Origin of the sequence: Mycolicibacterium aromaticivorans JS19b1 = JCM 16368, assembly GCF_000559085.1 — a bacterium.
Taxonomy (GTDB): Bacteria; Actinomycetota; Actinomycetes; order Mycobacteriales; family Mycobacteriaceae; genus Mycobacterium; species Mycobacterium aromaticivorans.
Window position 1 is genome coordinate 2,391,500 of record NZ_JALN02000001.1, and the last position, 17,152, is coordinate 2,408,651.

Sequence of the window (17,152 nt, forward strand, 5' to 3'; positions counted from 1 at the left end):
TGAGCGCCGACCTCCGCCCGCGCAGCGGTGGCGGAGGGATTTGAACCCCCGGACGGTGTTAGCCGTCTCTCGCTTTCAAGGCGAGTGCATTAGGCCGCTCTGCCACGCCACCGCCGACAAGACTAGCGGTTAGACGCGGCCGACCCTCGTGGAGCTGCCGCCATCCTTCAACGCGGCACTGATCCGGCGGCAGTTCTCCCCCATCGCCGCCATCTGCGGACGAGACAACGGAGTCAGGAAGTTCTCCCGGACCCCCTTGGCATACGTCAGCATCGCGTCTTCGACGACCTCACGGCCGAGGTCGGTGATGCTCGCCAGCACTCCGCGACCGTCGTCGGGGCTCGCCTCACGGCGCACGAGTCCCGCGGTCTCCAGCCGGCGAATCTGGCGGGTCACCCGACTCGGCAACGACATCAGCTGCTCGGCCAGATCACCCATCCGAGCCGCGCCGGTCTCCGAGTTGTCCAGAATTTCCAACAGACGTACGTCGACCAAGCTCAACTTGTGCTTGTCGACGAGCCCCCGATTCAATGTCCCGTACAGACGCAGTGCAGCGTCGAGGAAGTTCTGCCAAGACCTCTGCTCGGCTATATCCAACCCCGGCATCTCACTAGCGGTCCGCCCCGCAATCATCCCTCCCATTGCGCAATCGTAAGCGACACAGCGCCGTACGAGGCCGAAATGACTCGGGAGTAACCTGACGCCCATGTTGGCCATCGTCGCTGAATCGTCCGACCGTCTGACCTGGCGCGAAGTGCCTGATGTGTTGCCCGCAAAGGGCGAAGTCCTGATCCGGGTGAACGCCGCGGGGGTGAACCGTGCCGACCTCCTGCAAGCTGCAGGGAACTATCCGCCACCTCCGGGTGCCAGCAACATCCTCGGTCTCGAGGTGTCCGGCGTCGTCGCGAACGTGGGCGAAGGTGTGACGGGATGGACTGTCGGACAAGATGTTTGCGCACTACTGGCCGGAGGCGGTTACGCCGAGTACGTCGCGGTGCCGGCCGGCCAGGTGATGCCCGTTCCCGTCGGGATTTCGCTGCCCGACGCGGCCGCGCTTCCCGAGGTCGCGTGCACGGTGTGGTCCAACATCGCCATGACCGCGCACCTGACCGAGGGCGAACTGCTGCTCATCCACGGCGGCGCAAGCGGGATCGGCACCCACGCCATCCAGGTCGCCACCGCGCTGGGCAGTCGGGTGGCGGTGACGGCGGGCTCGCGCTCGAAGCTCGATCTGTGCCGCGAACTGGGGGCCGACGTCCTAATCCCTTACCGCGACGAGGATTTCGTCGCATGCGTCAATAATGCAACCGATGGGCGCGGGGCCGACGTTATCCTCGACATCATGGGCGCGGCATACCTCGATCGCAACCTCGACGCGTTGGCACCTGACGGCCGGATGACCATCATCGGAATGCAGGGCGGCATCAAAGCGGAATTCAACATCGCCAAGGCGGTCGCCAAGCGGCTGCACGTGATCGGTACCTCGTTGCGCGGCCGGCCCGTCGAAGGACCGCACGGGAAGAAGGCCATCGTCGAGGCGGTGGTGGCCTCGGTCTGGCCGATGATCGCCGACGGCAGGGTTCGCCCCATCATCGGTGCGAGGTTTCCCATCGCGGAGGCCGCCGAAGCGCACCGCGTGCTGGCCGCCGGAGAGACGTTCGGGAAAGTGTTGCTGACCGTCAGCGAGTGAGGACGGATTCAGCCGAGCGACGCGAGCGCCCGCACCAGCTGGTCGACTTCGGCCATCGTCGAGTAGTGCGCCAACCCGACAGTGACCGCACCGCCGATGTCGTTGACGCCGATCAGGTCGAGCACCCGGGAATTGGCGTTGCACACAGCCAGAATCCCGTTGTCCGCCAGCCGCTGGACCACCCGCTCGGCAGGCACGCCCGTGACCGCGAAGCTGACGACCGGGATGTGCGCCTCCGGCCGCCCGATCACCATCACCAGGGGTAGCGACCGCAGCGAGCCCATCAAGTAGTCGAAGAGTCCGCTGAGGTACGAGCCGGCGGATTGCATTGAGAGAGCAAGCCTTTCGCGGCGGCCGCCGCGCGCCGACTCATCCAGCCCGGCCAGATACTCGATGCTCGCCACCACTCCGGCCAGCAAGCCGTACTGGTGGCCGCCGAGTTCGAGTCGTTCCGGACCGCTGGCGTACGGGTTCATCGAGACCGACCCGAAGCTGTCGATGAGCGACGGGTTGCGGAATACCAGCGCCCCGATCGGCGGTCCGCCCCACGCCGGCGCGTTGAGCGCGACGACGTCGGCTTCGGTCTCATCGAGGTCCATCAACTGATACGGCGCCGCGGCCGAATGGTCCACGACCACCAACCCGCTCACGTCATGCACGAGTTTGGTGACGGCACTCACGTCGGTGATCGTGCCCAGGGTCGACGACGCCGACGTCATGGCCACCAATCGGGTGGGCGGCGTGATCAAGCTCTCCCACTGCCACGGCGGCAGCTCACCGGTCTCGATGTCGACTTCGGCCCACTTGACCTTGGCTCCATACCGGTTGGCCGCGCGTAGCCACGGCGCGATGTTCGCCTCATCGTCGAGCCGGCTGACGACCACCTCATAGCCGATCCCGGCACGGGAGGACGATGCATCGGCCAGCGAGGTGAGCAGGATCGAGCGGTCGGCGCCGAGCACCACCCCGCTCGGGTCACCGTTGACCAGGTCGGCCACCGCCTGGCGGGCGGCGTCCAGAACAGCGACGCTCCGTCTGGCCGCTGGATGCGGGCTGGCCGTGTTGGGGACCGAACCACGGAACGCCGTCGAGACCGTGGTCGCCACCGATTCGGGGATCAGCATCCCGGCCTGGGCGTCGAAGCGCATCCACCCGTCGCCCAATGCTGGATGCAGACCACGCACCCGGGCGACGTCGTATGCCATGAGCCCACCTTAGAGCGTCGGTGATTGCGCTATTGAGACAGCGATGGCGCCTGCGGTCCTCGCCGGTGGGCGATAAGGGCAGGTTCACCTGGCCAGCCATACTAGTCCAGTGAGCTTCGGGTTCGGAGTCCTGATCGCGGTCTTGTTGCTGATCCTGCCGGGTGCGGTGGTGGCGCTGGCCGGGCGGCTGCGCTGGTACGTCGCACTCGGTGTGGGGCCGGTGCTGACGTACGGCGTCGTGGGCCTGGCCACCATCCCGTTCGGCGCGATCGGCATCGGCTGGAATGCCTGGACGGCGCTGCTGGCACTGGCCATTGTGACGGCCGCCGTGTTCGGTTTGCGGATTCCGCTCGCCCGGTACCGCGCCGCCGACCCGGCCGGCGACGAGGTGTCACTGTGGCCCACGCTGACGGTGGCCGCCGGGGTGATCCTCGGCGCTGTGTTGATCGGCATCGCCGCCTGGCGGGGTATGCCCTACTGGCAGTCGATCCCGAGCAACTGGGACTCGGTCTGGCACGCCAACACCATCCGCTGGATCCTCGACACCGGTCAGGCATCGTCGACCCACATGGGCGAGCTCCGCAACGTCGAGACCCACGCGCAGCTCTACTACCCCTCGGTCTTCCACGCGCTGGGAGCAGTCCTGGCCCAGCTGACCGGCGCCGCACCGACCACCGCGTACACGCTGAGCTCGCTGGCCGCGGCCGTCTGGTTGTTCCCGCTCAGCGCCGCCCTGTTGACCTGGCAGCTGCTGCGCTCCCGCGGCACCTCACAGTGGCGCACCGCCGGTGCGGCAGCCACCGCGGCCGCGCTGTCCGCGTCGTTCACCTCGGTGCCCTACGTCGAGTTCGACACCGCTTCGATGCCGAACATGGCGGCCTACGGCATCGCGATACCCGCGTTCGTGCTGACCACGTCGTCCCTACGCAACCGTGATCGCATCCCGATGGCGGTGATCGCGCTGGTCGGCGTCTTCTCGGTGCACATCACCGGCGGGGTCGTGGTGGTCACGTTCGTGGTGGCGTGGTGGCTGCTGGACGCGTTGTGGCGGCCCGCGCTTGGCCGGGCCCGCGACTTCATCACCCTGGTGGTCATCGCCGCGCCCACTCTGGCGGTGCTGCTACCGCAGTTTCTCGGCGTGCTGCAGCAAGCCGAGGTCATTGCCGGGCACGCATTCCTGACCCATCAGGGCCGCAAACGCACGCTGTTCAACGCGATCGTCCAACACACCCGGCACCTCAACGACTACCCGATCCAGAACGTCATCATCGCGCTGGCAGGCGCCGGCTTCGTCCTGCTGCTGACCAAGCGGATCTGGTGGCCGGCGGCGGTCTGGCTGGTGCTGATCGTGTCGATCGTGCATTCCGGCGCCCCGTTCGGCGGCCCGCTCGGCACGATCATCGGTAAGTACAGCGACCTGTTCTACAGCGACCCCCGGCGGCTGTCCGCCGTGGTGACGCTGCTGTTGACGCCGATGGCCGGTATCGCGCTCTATTCGCTGGCCTTGCTGCTGGTGGCCGGCGCACGCCGGTTGACCCGACGGTGGGCCGCCGCCCGGGAACCCGACCGCGGGTTCTGGATCGGCGCCACCGCGGTGTTGCTGATGGCCGTCAGTGTCGGGCTGGCCTGGCACTACTTCCCGCGGCACCGATACCTGATGGGCGAGAAGTACGACCGGGTGATCATCGACGACAAGGACCTGCAGGCTTTCGCCTACCTGGCGACCCTGCCCGGCGCCCGCGACACCCTGATCGGCGACGCGAACGTCGACGGCACCGCCTGGATGTACGCGGTGGCCGGCCTGCACCCGCTGTGGACGCACTACGACTACCCGGTGCAGCAGGGCCCGGGCTATCACCGCTTCATCTTCTGGGCTTACGCCGACGACGCCGACCACGATCCGCGGATCGCCGAGGCGGTGAAGGCATTGAACATCCGCTACGTGTTGACGAGCGTTCCGGTGGTTCGCGGGTTCGTCATGCCCGACGGACTAGTGTCACTAGACAAGTCCAAGTCGTGGGCGAAGATCTACGACAACGGCGAGGCCCGCATCTACGAATGGCGCGGATCTGCGCCGCAGGACACCCGGTAACAATGGGCGACGAGGGAATGCTCAACTCCATGACGACGAATACAGACGACGACAACATCGAGATCATCACCGGTGGCGACGAGGGCGACGGCGACGCCGACGGCCGCTCCGTGACCGACCTGGTGGAGCAGCCGGCCAAGGTGATGCGCATCGGCACGATGATCAAGCAGCTGCTCGAAGAGGTGCGCGCCGCACCGTTGGACGACGCCAGCCGAACCCGGCTGCGCGAAATCCACGCGACCTCGATACGCGAGCTCGAAGACGGGCTGGCCCCCGAGCTGCGCGACGAGCTCGAGCGGCTGGCCCTGCCGTTCACCGAGGACAGCATCCCGTCCGACGCCGAGCTGCGGATCGCGCAGGCGCAGCTGGTCGGCTGGCTCGAGGGCCTGTTCCACGGAATCCAGACCGCGCTGTTCGCCCAGCAGATGGCGGCGCGCGCGCAACTGGAGCACATGCGCCAGGGAGCCCTGCCGCCCGGCATAGCACAGCCCGGGCCCCCCGGAGTCCCCGGTCACGGCACCGGGCAGTACCTCTAGACGAGACCCCGGTGCCTGCCGACGACCCCTACATCGAAACCCGCGACGCCTGGGTTGAGTTTCCGATCTTCGACGCGAAGACCCGGTCGCTGAAGAAGACTTTCCTCGGCGCGGCCGGCGGCGCGATCGGGCGCAACACCGAGAACGTCGTGGTGATCGAGGCGCTGCGGGACATCACGCTGTCGCTGAAGATGGGCGACCGCGTCGGCCTCATCGGCCACAACGGCGCTGGCAAGTCCACGCTGCTGCGGTTGCTGTCCGGGATCTACGAACCGACCCGCGGGTCGGCCACCGTCCGCGGACGCGTCGCGCCGGTGTTCGACCTCGGCGTCGGGATGGATCCGGAGATCTCCGGCTTCGAGAACATCATCATCCGCGGGCTGTTCCTGGGGCAGACCCGCAAACAGATGATGGCCAAGGTCGACGAGATCGCCGACTTCACCGAACTCGGTGAATACCTGTCGATGCCGCTGCGCACCTACTCCACCGGCATGCGGGTGCGACTGGCCATGGGCGTGGTCACCAGCATCGATCCCGAGATCCTGCTGCTCGACGAGGGAATCGGCGCGGTGGACGCGGACTTCCTGAAGAAGGCGCAGACGCGGCTGCAGCGTCTGGTCGAGCGTTCCGGAATCCTGGTGTTCGCCAGCCATTCCAACGAGTTCCTGGCGCGGCTGTGCAAGACCGCGATGTGGATCGACCACGGCACCATCAAGATGTCCGGCGGCATCGAAGACGTCGTGCGCGCCTATGAGGGCGAGGACGCTGCCCGGCATGTGCGAGAAGTGCTGGACGAGCACAAGTCCGATTGGTCCGACGGGGTCGCCACCCCGTGACCGACCTGGTGTGCGCCGTCGTCGTCACTCATCGCCGCCTCGACGAACTCGCCAAATCGCTGGGTGTGTTGACCACCCAGACCCGGATGGTCGACCACCTGATCGTCGTCGACAACGACGACGACGAGCGGGTGCGCGACCTCGTCGCCGGACAGCCCGTACCGACCACCTATCTGGGGTCCCGCCGAAACCTCGGCGGCGCAGGAGGATTCGCGTTAGGCATGCTGCACGCACTGTCGTTGGGTGCGGACTGGGTGTGGCTGGCCGACGACGACGGGCGACCGATGGACGGCGAGGTGCTGGCCAGATTGCTGGCCTGTGCACAGCGCCACGATTTGGCCGAGGTGTCGCCGATGGTCTGCGACATGGACCATCCCGACCGGTTCGCCTTCCCTGTTCGCCAGGGCCTGGCGTGGCGTCGCCACACCGCCGAACTGGGCAGCCAAGATCTGCTCCCGGGGTATGCCTCACTTTTCAACGGAGCGTTGTTTCGCGCGGAAACCCTTATGGCCGTGGGTATGCCGGACATCCGCTTGTTCATCCGTGGCGACGAGGTCGACGTGCACCGTCGACTGGTGTTGTCGGGCTTGCCGTTCGGCACCTGCCTGGATGCGACCTACCTGCATCCGTACGGCAGTGACGAGTTCAAGCCGATCCTCGGCGGCAAAATGCACACCCAATATCCGGACGACCCAGGCAAGCGGTACTTCACCTATCGCAACCGCGGCTACCTGCAGGCGCAGCGCGGCATGCGCAAGCTGGTACCGCAGGAGTGGGTGCGATTCGGATGGTTCTTCTTGATCCAGCGCCGCGACCCGAAGGGCTTCGCCGAATGGATTCGGCTGCGGCGCTTGGGTAGGCACGAAAGGTTCTTCCGGGGCGAGCGAAGCGACGGGAAAGGAACAAGATGACGATCGTCGACGCCGCTGCGCAGTCGAAGACCTTCACCCGCGCGTGGGGCGACCTGCTCGATGGGTACCGCAAGCGCGAACTATGGCTTCACCTCGGCTGGCAGGACATCAAGCAGAAGTACCGCCGCTCGGTGCTCGGCCCGTTCTGGATCACGATCGCGACCGGAACCACCGCGGTCGCGATGGGCGGGCTGTACTCACAGTTGTTCCACCTCAAGCTTTCCGAGCACCTGCCGTATGTGACGCTCGGCCTGATCATCTGGAACATGATCAACGCCGCGATCCTCGAGGGCGCTGACGTGTTCATCGCCAACGAAGGATTGATCAAACAGCTGCCGACGCCGCTGAGCGTGCACGTGTACCGGCTGGTGTGGCGGCAGATGATCCTGTTCGGGCACAACATCGTGATCTATGTGGTGATTGCGATGATCTTCCCGAAACCGTGGTCGTGGGCGGATTTGTCGGCCATCCCGGCGCTGTTGTTGATCATGCTGAACTGCGTGTGGGTGTCGTTCTGCTTCGGCATCCTGGCCACCCGCTACCGCGACATCGGCCCGCTGCTGTTCTCGATCGTGCAGCTGCTGTTCTTCATGACGCCGATCATCTGGAACGACAACACCCTGCAGCAGCAGGGCGCCGGCCGCTGGGCCAAGATCATCGAACTCAACCCGCTGCTGCACTACCTCGACATCCTGCGCGCGCCCCTGCTGGGCGCCGACCAGCACCTGCGGCACTGGGCGGTCGTGATCGGGCTGACGCTGCTGGGCTGGCTGCTCGCGGCGTTCGCGCTGCGGCAGTACCGGGCGCGGGTTCCGTACTGGGTGTGACGAGCGCCGAGTGTGCTGGATGCCTAGCCGGGATACGACCCGCGGTCCGGCTCCGGCCCGAAGACAAAACGCCGGCCGGACACCTCACTTGGGGTGATCCGCACGAACCGAAGCTTCTCGGTCGCCACCCAGGGCAGCAGTTGCGCGCGCTCCGCTTCGTGGATGTCATCGGCCGCGGTGAGCACCCGCGCGGTACCGCGGATGATGACGCTCCAGCCCTCCGAGACAGTGTGGTCGTCGACTTCGAAGAGCACCTTCTCGTTCATCACCGTGCTGAAAAGCTTGGTGCCCTCGGCCGTCCGGAACAGCACCGTGTGGTTCTGCGTCACGAAGTTGACGGGGAAGATCTCCAGCTGATCGCCGATCTGCGTCACCAAGCGTCCCAGCGCAGCACTCTTCAGACGATCCCAACTCTCGTGGTCGCTGAGTACCACGATCGGATCCTGTTCGACTGTCATGGGCAGATCTTCCGCCGCCTACCGGCCACGCACATAGGGTCGAACGGCCTTCGGTGAAGGTCGGGCGTCACTACCAGTGCTGATGAGGCCGCTCAATCCGGCTCAACCCGTCAGCGTCGCCAGCTCGGCCCGCAGGTTGCCCTGGGCCGATGACTCCCATTCGCGCCGGGCGTACTCGGTGCGGAAGACACCCGGACCGCCCAGCAGCGCCACCAGAACCTGCACCCGCCCCCGACGGAACACCTCGCTGGGCACGTGGCTGTACTCGGCCTGAATCGCCGCGGTGTTGCGCTCATAGCGGTCCCTGGGCGCCGCCAGCGCCGCCAGGTCGGCATCGGAGAGCACCTCGCCGTTGTGGTCGCCCGGAGCGGGATCGTGCGTGATGGTCAGCCGAATCAGGCGAGCCACCTCGTCGACCAGCTGCGGCTGCACGCCCAGGCGGGTTAAGTCCTGCTCGGCGAGCTGGGCGCTGCGTTCCTCGTCGTCGGGAAGTCCGGCGTAGACCGCGTCGTGATACCAGGCCGCGAGCCGCACCGCGTCTGGGTCGTCGGCGAATTCGGCCAGCTCCTCGACGTGGCCGAGGATGTCGCGCAAGTGCTCGACCGAGTGGTAGCGGCGGTGGGCTTCGGACCAGGACGCCACCAAATCACGGCCCACCTCGGCTACGGCCGGGTCGTCGGTGTACCGGGACAGCAGTGCCGCCCACGACTCAACCAGATCCTGCACACCACCATGGTGCACCGCCCACCGACAGGTAAGCGACCCAGGTAAATCAGTAAGCTTCCGGCGTGGCCGAATCAGCCCCGACGGCGCCCCTGAGCCTCAAGACCCAAATGGTGCGCTTCATCGTCACCGGAGGGCTGTCGGCCATCGTCGACTTCGGGCTCTACGTGCTGTTCCTCAAGCTCGGCCTGCAGGTCAACGTGGCCAAGACGCTGAGCTTCATCGCCGGCACGACCACGGCCTACCTGATCAACCGCCGGTGGACCTTCCAGGCGCCGCCGAGCACGGCCCGCTTCATCGCCGTCGTCGTCCTGTACGCCCTCACTTATGCAGTACAGGTCGGCATCAACTACCTGTTCTATCTGAAGTTCGCCGGCCATTCCTGGCAGGTCCCGGTGGCCTTCGTCATCGCGCAGGGCACCGCCACGATCATCAACTTCGTGGTCCAGCGAGCGGTGATATTCCGGTTGAAGTAAGGGGGCCGGGTAACCTTTGGCACTGATATGGCTACCGCACTTCCCCTCACGCCGCGTTCCCTGACCGGATTCGGCCGAACTGCGCCGAGCGTGGCGCAGGTGCTCTCCACTCCCGACGTGGACGTGATCGCCGACGCCGTCCGGCAGGTCGCCGACGCCGACGCAAGCAGCCCGTCGTACCTGCGCCGCGGCATCGTGCCGCGCGGGCTGGGCCGCTCGTATGGGGACCACGCCTGCAACGGCGGCGGCATCGTCGTCGACATGACCCGGTTGAACCGGATCCACTCGCTGTCCGCCGACACCGCGGTGGCCGACGTGGACGCCGGGGTGAGCCTGGACCAGTTGATGAAGGCCTCGCTGCCGTTCGGTCTGTGGGTACCGGTACTGCCGGGCACCCGGCAGGTGACCGTCGGTGGCGCGATCGGATCGGACATCCACGGCAAGAACCACCACAGTGCGGGCAGTTTCGGTAACCACGTGCTGTCGCTGGACCTGCTGATGGCGGACGGTGAGGTCCGCACGCTCACTCCCGACGGGCCTGACAGCGAGCTGTTCTGGGCCACGGTCGGCGGAAACGGCTTGACCGGCATCGTGATTCGCGCGCGCATCGCGATGACTCGCACCGAGACCGCGTATTTCATCGCCGACGGCGTCAGCACCGCGAACCTGGATGAGACCATCGCCGTCCATCTGGACGGAAGCGAGGACAAGTACACCTACTCCAGCGCCTGGTTCGACCTGATCAGTCCGCCGCCCAAACTCGGCCGGGCCGCGGTCAGCCGGGGCAGCCTGGCCCGGCTGGACCAGTTGCCCGCGAAGCTCGCGAAGAATCCGCTGAAATTCGATGCGCCGCAGCTGTTGACGGTGCCCGATATCTTCCCGGTGAGCGCCATGAACAAGCTGTCGTTCAGCGCGATCGGCGAGGTGTACTACCGCATGGGTGGCACCTACCGGGGCAAGATCATGAACCTGTCGCAGTTCTACCACATGCTCGACCTGGTCAGCGGCTGGAACAATGCTTACGGCCCAGCGGGTTTCGCACAGCATCAATTCCTCGTGCCACCGGACGCCCTGGACGAGTTCAAGGACATCATCCGGTGGATCCAGACCAGCGGCCACTACTCGGCCCTCAACGTATTCAAGCTGTTCGGCCCGGGCAACAAGGCGCCGCTGAGCTTCCCGATGGCAGGCTGGAATGTCGCGATGGATTTCCCGATGAAGCCCGGGGTCAACGAGTTTCTCAACGAACTCGACAGGCGTGCAATGGAATTCGGCGGCCGGGTCTACACCGCCAAGGACTCGCGGGTCAGCGCGCAGAATTTCCACAAGATGTATCCCCGGGTCGATGAGTGGATTGCACTGCGCCGCAAGGCCGATCCGGACGGCGTGTTCGCCTCCGACATGGCCCGCCGACTAGAACTGCTGTAGAAAGGCATCCCCCACCGACATGATCGACGCCACTGGCAATCCGCAAACCATCCTGCTGCTGGGCGGAACCTCCGAGATCGGCCTCGCCATCTGCAAGCGCTACCTGCGCAACGCCAAGGCCCGGATCATCCTGGCCGATCTGCCGAACGCACCCAAGCGTGACGCCGCCATCGCCCAGCTGGAAGCCGCAGGCGCCAGCTCGGTCGAGTACCTCGACTTTGACGCACTGGACACCAAGAGTCATCCGGACGTCATCGAAAAGGCCTGGGCCAATGGCGATGTCGACGTGGCGATCGTCGCGTTCGGCATCCTCGGCGACGCCGAGGAACTCTGGCAGAACCAGTCGAAGGCGGTATTGAGCGCCCAGATCAACTACACCGCGGCGGTCTCGGTGGGGGTGTTGATCGGTGACAAGATGCGCGCCCAGGGTTTCGGCCAGATCATCGCGATGTCCTCGGTGGCCGGGGAACGGGTGCGCCGCAACAACTTCGTCTACGGCTCCACCAAGGCCGGCCTGGACGGCTTCTACCTCGGTCTCGGAGAGGCCCTGCAAGAGCACGGGGTTCACGTCCTCGTCATCCGCCCCGGCCAGGTGCGCACCACCACCACGCTGGAGCACTGGAAGGCCACCGGCGCCAAGGAAGCACCGTTCACGGTGAACGCCGAGGATGTCGCCGAACTGGCCGTCACATCCGCGGCCAAGGGCAAGGCCCTGGTGTGGGCGCCCGGCCAGGTGCGTGTGCTGATGTCCGTGATCCGGCACATCCCGCGCCCCATTTTCCGCAAGCTGCCGATCTAGCAGGCCGCCCGGTGTCCAAGGGCGCGCTGGCCACCGTCGGCCAGATGGCTGCGGCAGTCGTTGCAGCCGTGGCCGTTTCGACCATCGCGCTGATCGCGATCTCAAGGGTGCAGTGGCCGGCCTTCCCGTCGTCGAACCAACTGCACGCACTGACCACCGTCGGGCAGGTCGGGTGCCTGGTCCTGCTGCTGGGTACCGGATTCGTCTGGCGCAGAGGGCACCGCTCGGCGGGCAGGAGCGAAGCGACCCGGGGATATGAGTGGGCTGCCCGCATCGGCGCGGCGGTGTTCCTGTCGGCGTTCACCGTGGTCACCCTCGGCATGCCACTCGGCGCGACCCGCCTCTATCTGTTCGGCATCTCCGTCGACCAACAGTTCCGCACCGAGTATCTGACCCGGCTCACGCAGAGCCCCGCACTGCACGACATGACCTATATCGGTCTGCCGCCGTTCTATCCGGCAGGCTGGTTCTGGCTGGGCGGGCGCGTCGCCGCCCTGACCGGGACTCCAGGCTGGGAGATGCTCAAGCCGTGGGCCATCGTCTCGATCGCGATCGCCGTCGTGCTCGCGATGACGTTGTGGTCGGCCATGATTCGGTTCGAATACGCACTGATCGTCACCGTCGCCACCACCGCGGTGACCCTGGCTTACAGCTCGCCGGAGCCCTACGCCGCGATCATCACCGTCCTCATCCCGCCGGTCCTGGTGCTCGCATGGTCGGGACTGCGCGGCAAGGCCAGACAGGGCGGCTGGGCGGCCGTCGTCGGCGTCGGGGTCTTCCTCGGCGTCTCCGCCACTTTCTACACCCTGCTCGTCGGCTACACCGCATTCACGGTCGTGGTGATGGGCCTGATCGTGGCGATCGCGCGGCGCAGTGCCGAACCGCTGCTGCGGCTCGTGGTCGCCGGCGTCATCGCCCTGTCCATCGCCGCGATCACCTGGCTGCCGTTCCTGCTGCAAGCCGTCCGGCATCCGCTCAGCGACACCGGCAGCGCCCAGCACTACCTGCCCGCCGACGGCGCCGTCCTCACCTTCCCGATGCTGCAGTTCTCGCTGCTGGGTGCGCTGTGCATGCTCGGCACGCTGTGGCTGGTGTGGCGGGCCCGCTCGTCCACGAAAGCGGCCGCACTCGGGATCGGTGTGCTGACCGTCTACGGCTGGTCGGTGCTGTCGATGCTGACCACACTGCTCGGCACCACCCTGCTGTCGTTCCGGCTGCAGCCCACGCTGACCGTTCTGCTGTCGGCTGCCGGGGTGTTCGGCTTCACCGACGTGACGCTGGCGATCGCCGCACGAACGAACCGCAAGGTCATCGGAGCCGCCGCGGCCATCGGGCTGATCGGGTCCGTCGGCTTCAGCCAGGACATCCCCGACGTGCTGCGCCCCGATCTGACCGTCGCCTACACCGACACCGACGGCTACGGCCAGCGCGGTGACCGGCGACCACCCGGAGCCGAGAAGTACTACGCCGAAGTCGACGCCGCGATCGGAAAAATCACCGGCCGGCCCCGCCAGGAGACCGTCGTACTGACCGCCGACTACAGCTTCCTGTCCTACTACCCCTACTACGGGTTCCAGGGTCTGACATCGCATTACGCCAACCCGCTCGCCGAGTTCGAGAAGCGGGCTTCGGCAATCGAATCCTGGGCCGAATTGAAGTCCGCCGACCAGCTGGCCCACGCGCTCGACACCCTGCCGTGGCAGCCCCCGACCGTGTTCCTGATGCGCCGCGGCGCCAATGACACCTACACCCTGCGGCTGGCGCAGGACGTCTACCCCAACCAGCCCAATGTGCGGCGCTACACCGTCGACTTCGACGTCAGTCTGTTCGACGGACCGCACTTCACCGTCAAGACGATCGGACCCTTCGTCGTGGCCATCCGGAATCCGTAGCGATGGCCGTCCCGGACCGCCAATTAATATCTAGCTCCGTGAACGAGACGCGGGCGAAGTACCGGACCGCCCGTCTTGTCGCTGTCGTCGCAGGTCTGTTGGGCGCCGGCCTGGCGATACTGACGCCGCTGCTGCCGGTCGAGCAAACCACAGCAGAACTGAACTGGCCCCAGAATGGGGTGCTGAACAGCGTCACCGCTCCGTTGATCAGCTACGTGGCAACCGATTTGACCATTGACGTGCCGTGTCGCGCGGCCGCCGGGCTGAACAGCCCCGACAAGACCGTGCTGCTGTCCACGGTGCCCAAGCAGGCACCCAAGGCCGTCGACCGCGGGCTGCTGATCCAGCGCGCCAACGACGACCTCGTAGTCGTTGTCCGCAACACCCCTGTCGTCGTCGCCCCGATGAGCCAGGTGCTCAGCCCGGCCTGCCAGAAGCTGACGTTCACCGCGCACGCCGACCGGGTGACCGCCGAATTCGTCGGCCTCACCCAGGGCGCCGACAGCAAAGCTCCCGGCAAGCCGCTCGCCGGCGAACGCAGCGGCTACGACTTCCGGCCCCAGATCGTCGGCATCTTCACCGATCTGTCCGGACCGGCACCGCCCGGGCTGAGTGTTCACGCCACCATCGACACCCGGTACAGCAGCGCCCCGACCGCGCTGAAGATGGCCGCGATGGTGCTCGGCGTGGTGCTGACGATCGTCTCCCTCGGCGCGTTGCACGTCATGGATCGCGCCGACGGGGTCCGGCAGCGGCGTTTCCTGCCGTCGCGCTGGTGGTCGGTGAGCCCGCTGGACGGATTGGTGCTCGCCGTCCTGGTCTGGTGGCACTTCGTCGGCGCCAACACCTCCGACGACGGCTACATCCTGACCATGGCCCGGGTGTCCGAGCACGCCGGATACATGGCCAACTACTACCGCTGGTTCGGCACTCCGGAGGCGCCGTTCGGCTGGTACTACGACCTGCTGGCGCTGTGGGCGCACGTCTCGGCATCCAGTGTGTGGATGCGGCTGCCGACGCTCGGTATGGCCTTGGTGTGCTGGTGGCTGATCAGCCGCGAGGTGATCCCCCGGCTCGGCCACGCCGTCAAGACCAGCCGCGCCGCCGTCTGGACCGCCGCCGGCATGTTCCTGGCGTTCTGGCTGCCGCTGAACAACGGCCTGCGCCCCGAGCCGATCATCGCGCTGGGCATCCTGCTGACGTGGTGCTCGGTCGAGCGTGGGGTGGCCACCAGCCGGCTGCTTCCGGTCGCGTTCGCCTGCATCATCGGGGCGCTGACGTTGTTCTCCGGCCCGACCGGAATCGCGTCGATCGGTGCGCTGCTGGTGGCGATCGGTCCGCTGCGCACGATCCTGCACCGACGATCCCGGCAGTTCGGGCTGCTGCCCCTGCTCGCACCGATCCTGGCCGCAGGGACAGTCACGCTCATCCTGATCTTCCGCGACCAGACCTTTATCGGCGAGGTTCAGGCCAACATGCTCAAGTCGGCCGTCGGCCCCAGCCTGAGCTGGTTCGACGAACACATCCGGTACGAGCGGCTGTTCATGGCCAGCCCCGACGGTTCGGTGTCGCGGCGGTTCGCGGTGCTGGCGCTGCTCGTCGCACTGGCGGTGTCGGTGGCGATGATCCTGCGTCGCGGGCACATCCCCGGAACTGCGGCCGGGCCCAGCAGGCGCATCATCGGGATCACGATCATCTCGTTCCTGGCGATGATGTTCACCCCGACGAAGTGGACGCACCACTTCGGCGTGTTCGCCGGGCTGGCCGGTTCACTGGGTGCGCTGGCCGCGGTCGCGGTCACCGCGCACGTCTTGCGATCCCGAAGAAACCGGGCGATCTTCGCCGCCGCGGTCCTGTTCATCACCGCGCTGTCGTTCGCGAGTGTCAACGGCTGGTGGTACGTCTCGAACTTCGGTGTGCCGTGGTCGAACCAGTTCCCGGAATGGCACTTCGGTTTCACCACGATGCTGCTCGGCCTGACCGTGCTCGCCCTGCTCGTGGCCGCCTGGTTCCACTTCTCCTTCCGCGACACCGGCGGCCCCGCACGCACCCGGTGGTGGTCGCGCTTCATCGGCTCGCCGCTGGCCACGATGGCCTGGCTGCTGGTGGTCTTCGAGGTGCTGTCGCTGACGCTGGGAATGACCGAGCAGTGGCCGGCGTGGTCGGTCGGCCGCTCGAATCTGCAGGCACTGACCGGCAAGAACTGCGGGCTGGCCGACGATGTCCTGGTCGAAGAGGACCCGAACGCCGGGACACTGGCCCCGATCGTCGGAGTATCGGTGGGCGACGCGCTCGCCGCGACGACGGCCCAGGGCTTCACTCCCAACGGAATCCCCGCCGACGTGTCGGCGGACCCGGTGCTGGAGCCGCCCGGCGGCGGCAGTTTCGTCGACAACGACGGGCTGGTCACCAGCAGCGAGGCCGGCACCGAAGGCGGCACCACCGTCGCGGCCGGCGTCAACGGATCCCGCGCCCGGCTGCCCTACGGCCTGGACCCGGCCCACACACCCGTGATGGGCAGCTGGCGTGCCGGCGTACAACAACCCGCCCTACTGCGCTCGGCCTGGTACCAGCTGCCCGCCGACTGGGCCGCTTCCCCATTGCTCGTGGTCGCGGCCGCGGGCCGATTCAACCAGGACGAGGTCCAGGTGCAGTGGGCCACCGACCAACAGGCCGCCGAAGGCAAGTCGGGCGGCTCGGTGCTGTTCGGCGACGTCGGCGCAGCACCGGCGTGGCGCAACCTGCGCGCCCCGTTGGCCGCGATCCCGCGCGACGCAACCCGCATCCGTCTCGTAGCCACCGACGACGACCTCGCACCCCAACACTGGATCGCGATCACCCCACCGCGCATCCCCAAGCTGCGCAGCCTGCAGGATGTGGTCGGATCGCAGGACCCTGTGCTGCTGGATTGGCTTGTCGGACTGGCGTTCCCCTGCCAGCGGCCGTTCGCCCACCGGTATGGCGTCATCGAACCGCCGAAGTGGCGGATCCTGCCGGACCGGTTCGGCGCCGAGGCCAACTCGCCGGTGATGGACAACATCGGCGGCGGTCCGCTCGGCATCAGCGAACTGTTGTACCGCGCGGTCACGGTGCCGAGCTATCTGCGCGACGACTGGTTCCGCGACTGGGGCGCCCTGCAGCGGCTCAACCTGTTCTATCCCGACGCCCAGCCGGCGCGCCTCGATCTCGGCACCGCCACCCGCAGCGGGCTGTGGAGCCCGGCTCCGCTGCGACCTACCTAACATTCGGCTCTCGATTCGCCGTGGCGCCCGCAGGCCT

The 17,152-nt window shown here is 66.9% G+C and carries 15 protein-coding genes and 1 tRNA gene; 11 read left to right on the forward strand and 5 right to left on the reverse strand.

All coding sequences use genetic code 11. The annotated features are described in order from the left end of the window. Positions 1 to 25: 25 nt before the first annotated feature. A tRNA-Ser gene (locus Y900_RS11690) sits at positions 26 to 112 on the reverse strand. A 17-nt stretch (positions 113 to 129) separates the two neighbouring features. Then, complete coding sequence (locus Y900_RS11695; RefSeq protein WP_036341976.1) at positions 130 to 642, reverse strand: MarR family winged helix-turn-helix transcriptional regulator; 513 nt, start codon at positions 640 to 642, stop codon at positions 130 to 132. Between the two features lie 64 nt (positions 643 to 706). On the opposite strand from Y900_RS11695, the gene Y900_RS11700 reads away from it, so the two are divergent. Then, entirely contained in the window at positions 707 to 1,690 is a 984-nt protein-coding gene (locus Y900_RS11700) for an NAD(P)H-quinone oxidoreductase (RefSeq protein WP_036341977.1), read from the forward strand. A gap of 8 nt (positions 1,691 to 1,698) precedes the next feature. On the opposite strand, the gene Y900_RS11705 is transcribed toward Y900_RS11700, so the two are convergent. Then, a complete protein-coding gene (locus Y900_RS11705) occupies positions 1,699 to 2,895 on the reverse strand; it encodes a cysteine desulfurase-like protein (RefSeq protein ID WP_036341978.1) in 1,197 nt (398 codons plus the stop codon). 109 nt (positions 2,896 to 3,004) lie between these two features. On the opposite strand from Y900_RS11705, the gene Y900_RS11710 reads away from it, so the two are divergent. Genes Y900_RS11710 through wzm form a run of 5 tightly spaced genes read left to right on the forward strand, consistent with a single transcriptional unit; the run spans position 3,005 to position 8,097 of the window. Then, entirely contained in the window at positions 3,005 to 4,987 is a 1,983-nt protein-coding gene (locus Y900_RS11710) for a DUF6541 family protein (protein WP_036341979.1), read from the forward strand. A gap of 29 nt (positions 4,988 to 5,016) precedes the next feature. Then, positions 5,017 to 5,523, forward strand: coding sequence for a bacterial proteasome activator family protein (locus Y900_RS11715; RefSeq protein WP_036346488.1), 507 nt, complete (start codon positions 5,017 to 5,019; stop codon positions 5,521 to 5,523). A gap of 11 nt (positions 5,524 to 5,534) precedes the next feature. Further along, entirely contained in the window at positions 5,535 to 6,359 is an 825-nt protein-coding gene (wzt, locus tag Y900_RS11720; RefSeq protein ID WP_036341980.1) for a galactan export ABC transporter ATP-binding subunit Wzt/RfbE, read from the forward strand. Next, positions 6,356 to 7,270 carry a galactofuranosyltransferase GlfT1 gene (gene glfT1 / locus Y900_RS11725; protein WP_036341981.1) on the forward strand — a complete coding sequence of 305 codons (915 nt, stop codon included), beginning with the start codon at positions 6,356 to 6,358 and terminating at the stop codon, positions 7,268 to 7,270. The genes wzt and glfT1 overlap by 4 nt, the downstream gene beginning before the upstream one ends. Further along, entirely contained in the window at positions 7,267 to 8,097 is an 831-nt protein-coding gene (gene wzm, locus Y900_RS11730) for a galactan export ABC transporter permease subunit Wzm/RfbD (protein ID WP_036341982.1), read from the forward strand. Before glfT1 ends, wzm begins: the two co-directional genes overlap by 4 nt. Before the next feature lie 23 nt (positions 8,098 to 8,120). Here wzm and Y900_RS11735 read toward each other — a convergent pair whose 3' ends face one another. Together Y900_RS11735 and Y900_RS11740 are read right to left on the reverse strand one after the other, a co-directional pair. Continuing rightward, positions 8,121 to 8,555 carry a pyridoxamine 5'-phosphate oxidase family protein gene (locus Y900_RS11735; protein WP_036341983.1) on the reverse strand — a complete coding sequence of 145 codons (435 nt, stop codon included), beginning with the start codon at positions 8,553 to 8,555 and terminating at the stop codon, positions 8,121 to 8,123. A gap of 102 nt (positions 8,556 to 8,657) precedes the next feature. Next, the gene (locus tag Y900_RS11740) at positions 8,658 to 9,281 is read right to left on the reverse strand and encodes an HD domain-containing protein (protein ID WP_036346490.1); all 624 of its coding nucleotides are present in this window, start codon (positions 9,279 to 9,281) and stop codon (positions 8,658 to 8,660) included. A 107-nt stretch (positions 9,282 to 9,388) separates the two neighbouring features. Between Y900_RS11740 and Y900_RS11745 the strand changes: the two genes are divergently transcribed. From Y900_RS11745 to Y900_RS11765, 5 genes are read left to right on the forward strand one after another with little or no spacing between them, the layout of a single operon-like run. Next, positions 9,389 to 9,754, forward strand: coding sequence for a GtrA family protein (locus Y900_RS11745; RefSeq protein ID WP_036346493.1), 366 nt, complete (start codon positions 9,389 to 9,391; stop codon positions 9,752 to 9,754). Positions 9,755 to 9,781: 27 nt separating this feature from the next. Further along, on the forward strand, positions 9,782 to 11,182 hold the full coding sequence (locus Y900_RS11750; protein WP_036341984.1) for a decaprenylphosphoryl-beta-D-ribose oxidase: 1,401 nt from the start codon (positions 9,782 to 9,784) through the stop codon (positions 11,180 to 11,182). 19 nt (positions 11,183 to 11,201) lie between these two features. Continuing rightward, entirely contained in the window at positions 11,202 to 11,981 is a 780-nt protein-coding gene (locus tag Y900_RS11755) for a decaprenylphospho-beta-D-erythro-pentofuranosid-2-ulose 2-reductase (RefSeq protein WP_036341985.1), read from the forward strand. A gap of 44 nt (positions 11,982 to 12,025) precedes the next feature. Next, a complete protein-coding gene (locus Y900_RS11760) occupies positions 12,026 to 13,873 on the forward strand; it encodes a galactan 5-O-arabinofuranosyltransferase (RefSeq protein WP_036346495.1) in 1,848 nt (615 codons plus the stop codon). A gap of 2 nt (positions 13,874 to 13,875) precedes the next feature. Beyond that, a complete protein-coding gene (locus tag Y900_RS11765; RefSeq protein WP_051660012.1) occupies positions 13,876 to 17,115 on the forward strand; it encodes an arabinosyltransferase domain-containing protein in 3,240 nt (1,079 codons plus the stop codon). Positions 17,116 to 17,152: the final 37 nt, after the last annotated feature.

Excerpts from the sequence above, each read along its gene's own strand:
- Y900_RS11695 (WP_036341976.1), bottom strand. The coding sequence starts at position 642 with ATGGGAGGGATGATTGCGGGGCGGACCGCTAGTGAGATGCCGGGGTTG.
- Y900_RS11700 (WP_036341977.1), top strand. The coding sequence starts at position 707 with ATGTTGGCCATCGTCGCTGAATCGTCCGACCGTCTGACCTGGCGCGAA.
- Y900_RS11705 (WP_036341978.1), bottom strand. The coding sequence starts at position 2,895 with ATGGCATACGACGTCGCCCGGGTGCGTGGTCTGCATCCAGCATTGGGC.
- Y900_RS11715 (WP_036346488.1), top strand. The coding sequence starts at position 5,017 with ATGACGACGAATACAGACGACGACAACATCGAGATCATCACCGGTGGC.
- wzm (WP_036341982.1), top strand. The coding sequence starts at position 7,267 with ATGACGATCGTCGACGCCGCTGCGCAGTCGAAGACCTTCACCCGCGCG.
- Y900_RS11735 (WP_036341983.1), bottom strand. The coding sequence starts at position 8,555 with ATGACAGTCGAACAGGATCCGATCGTGGTACTCAGCGACCACGAGAGT.
- Y900_RS11745 (WP_036346493.1), top strand. The coding sequence starts at position 9,389 with ATGGTGCGCTTCATCGTCACCGGAGGGCTGTCGGCCATCGTCGACTTC.
- Y900_RS11750 (WP_036341984.1), top strand. The coding sequence starts at position 9,782 with ATGGCTACCGCACTTCCCCTCACGCCGCGTTCCCTGACCGGATTCGGC.
- Y900_RS11755 (WP_036341985.1), top strand. The coding sequence starts at position 11,202 with ATGATCGACGCCACTGGCAATCCGCAAACCATCCTGCTGCTGGGCGGA.
- Y900_RS11760 (WP_036346495.1), top strand. The coding sequence starts at position 12,026 with ATGGCTGCGGCAGTCGTTGCAGCCGTGGCCGTTTCGACCATCGCGCTG.
- Y900_RS11765 (WP_051660012.1), top strand. The coding sequence starts at position 13,876 with ATGGCCGTCCCGGACCGCCAATTAATATCTAGCTCCGTGAACGAGACG.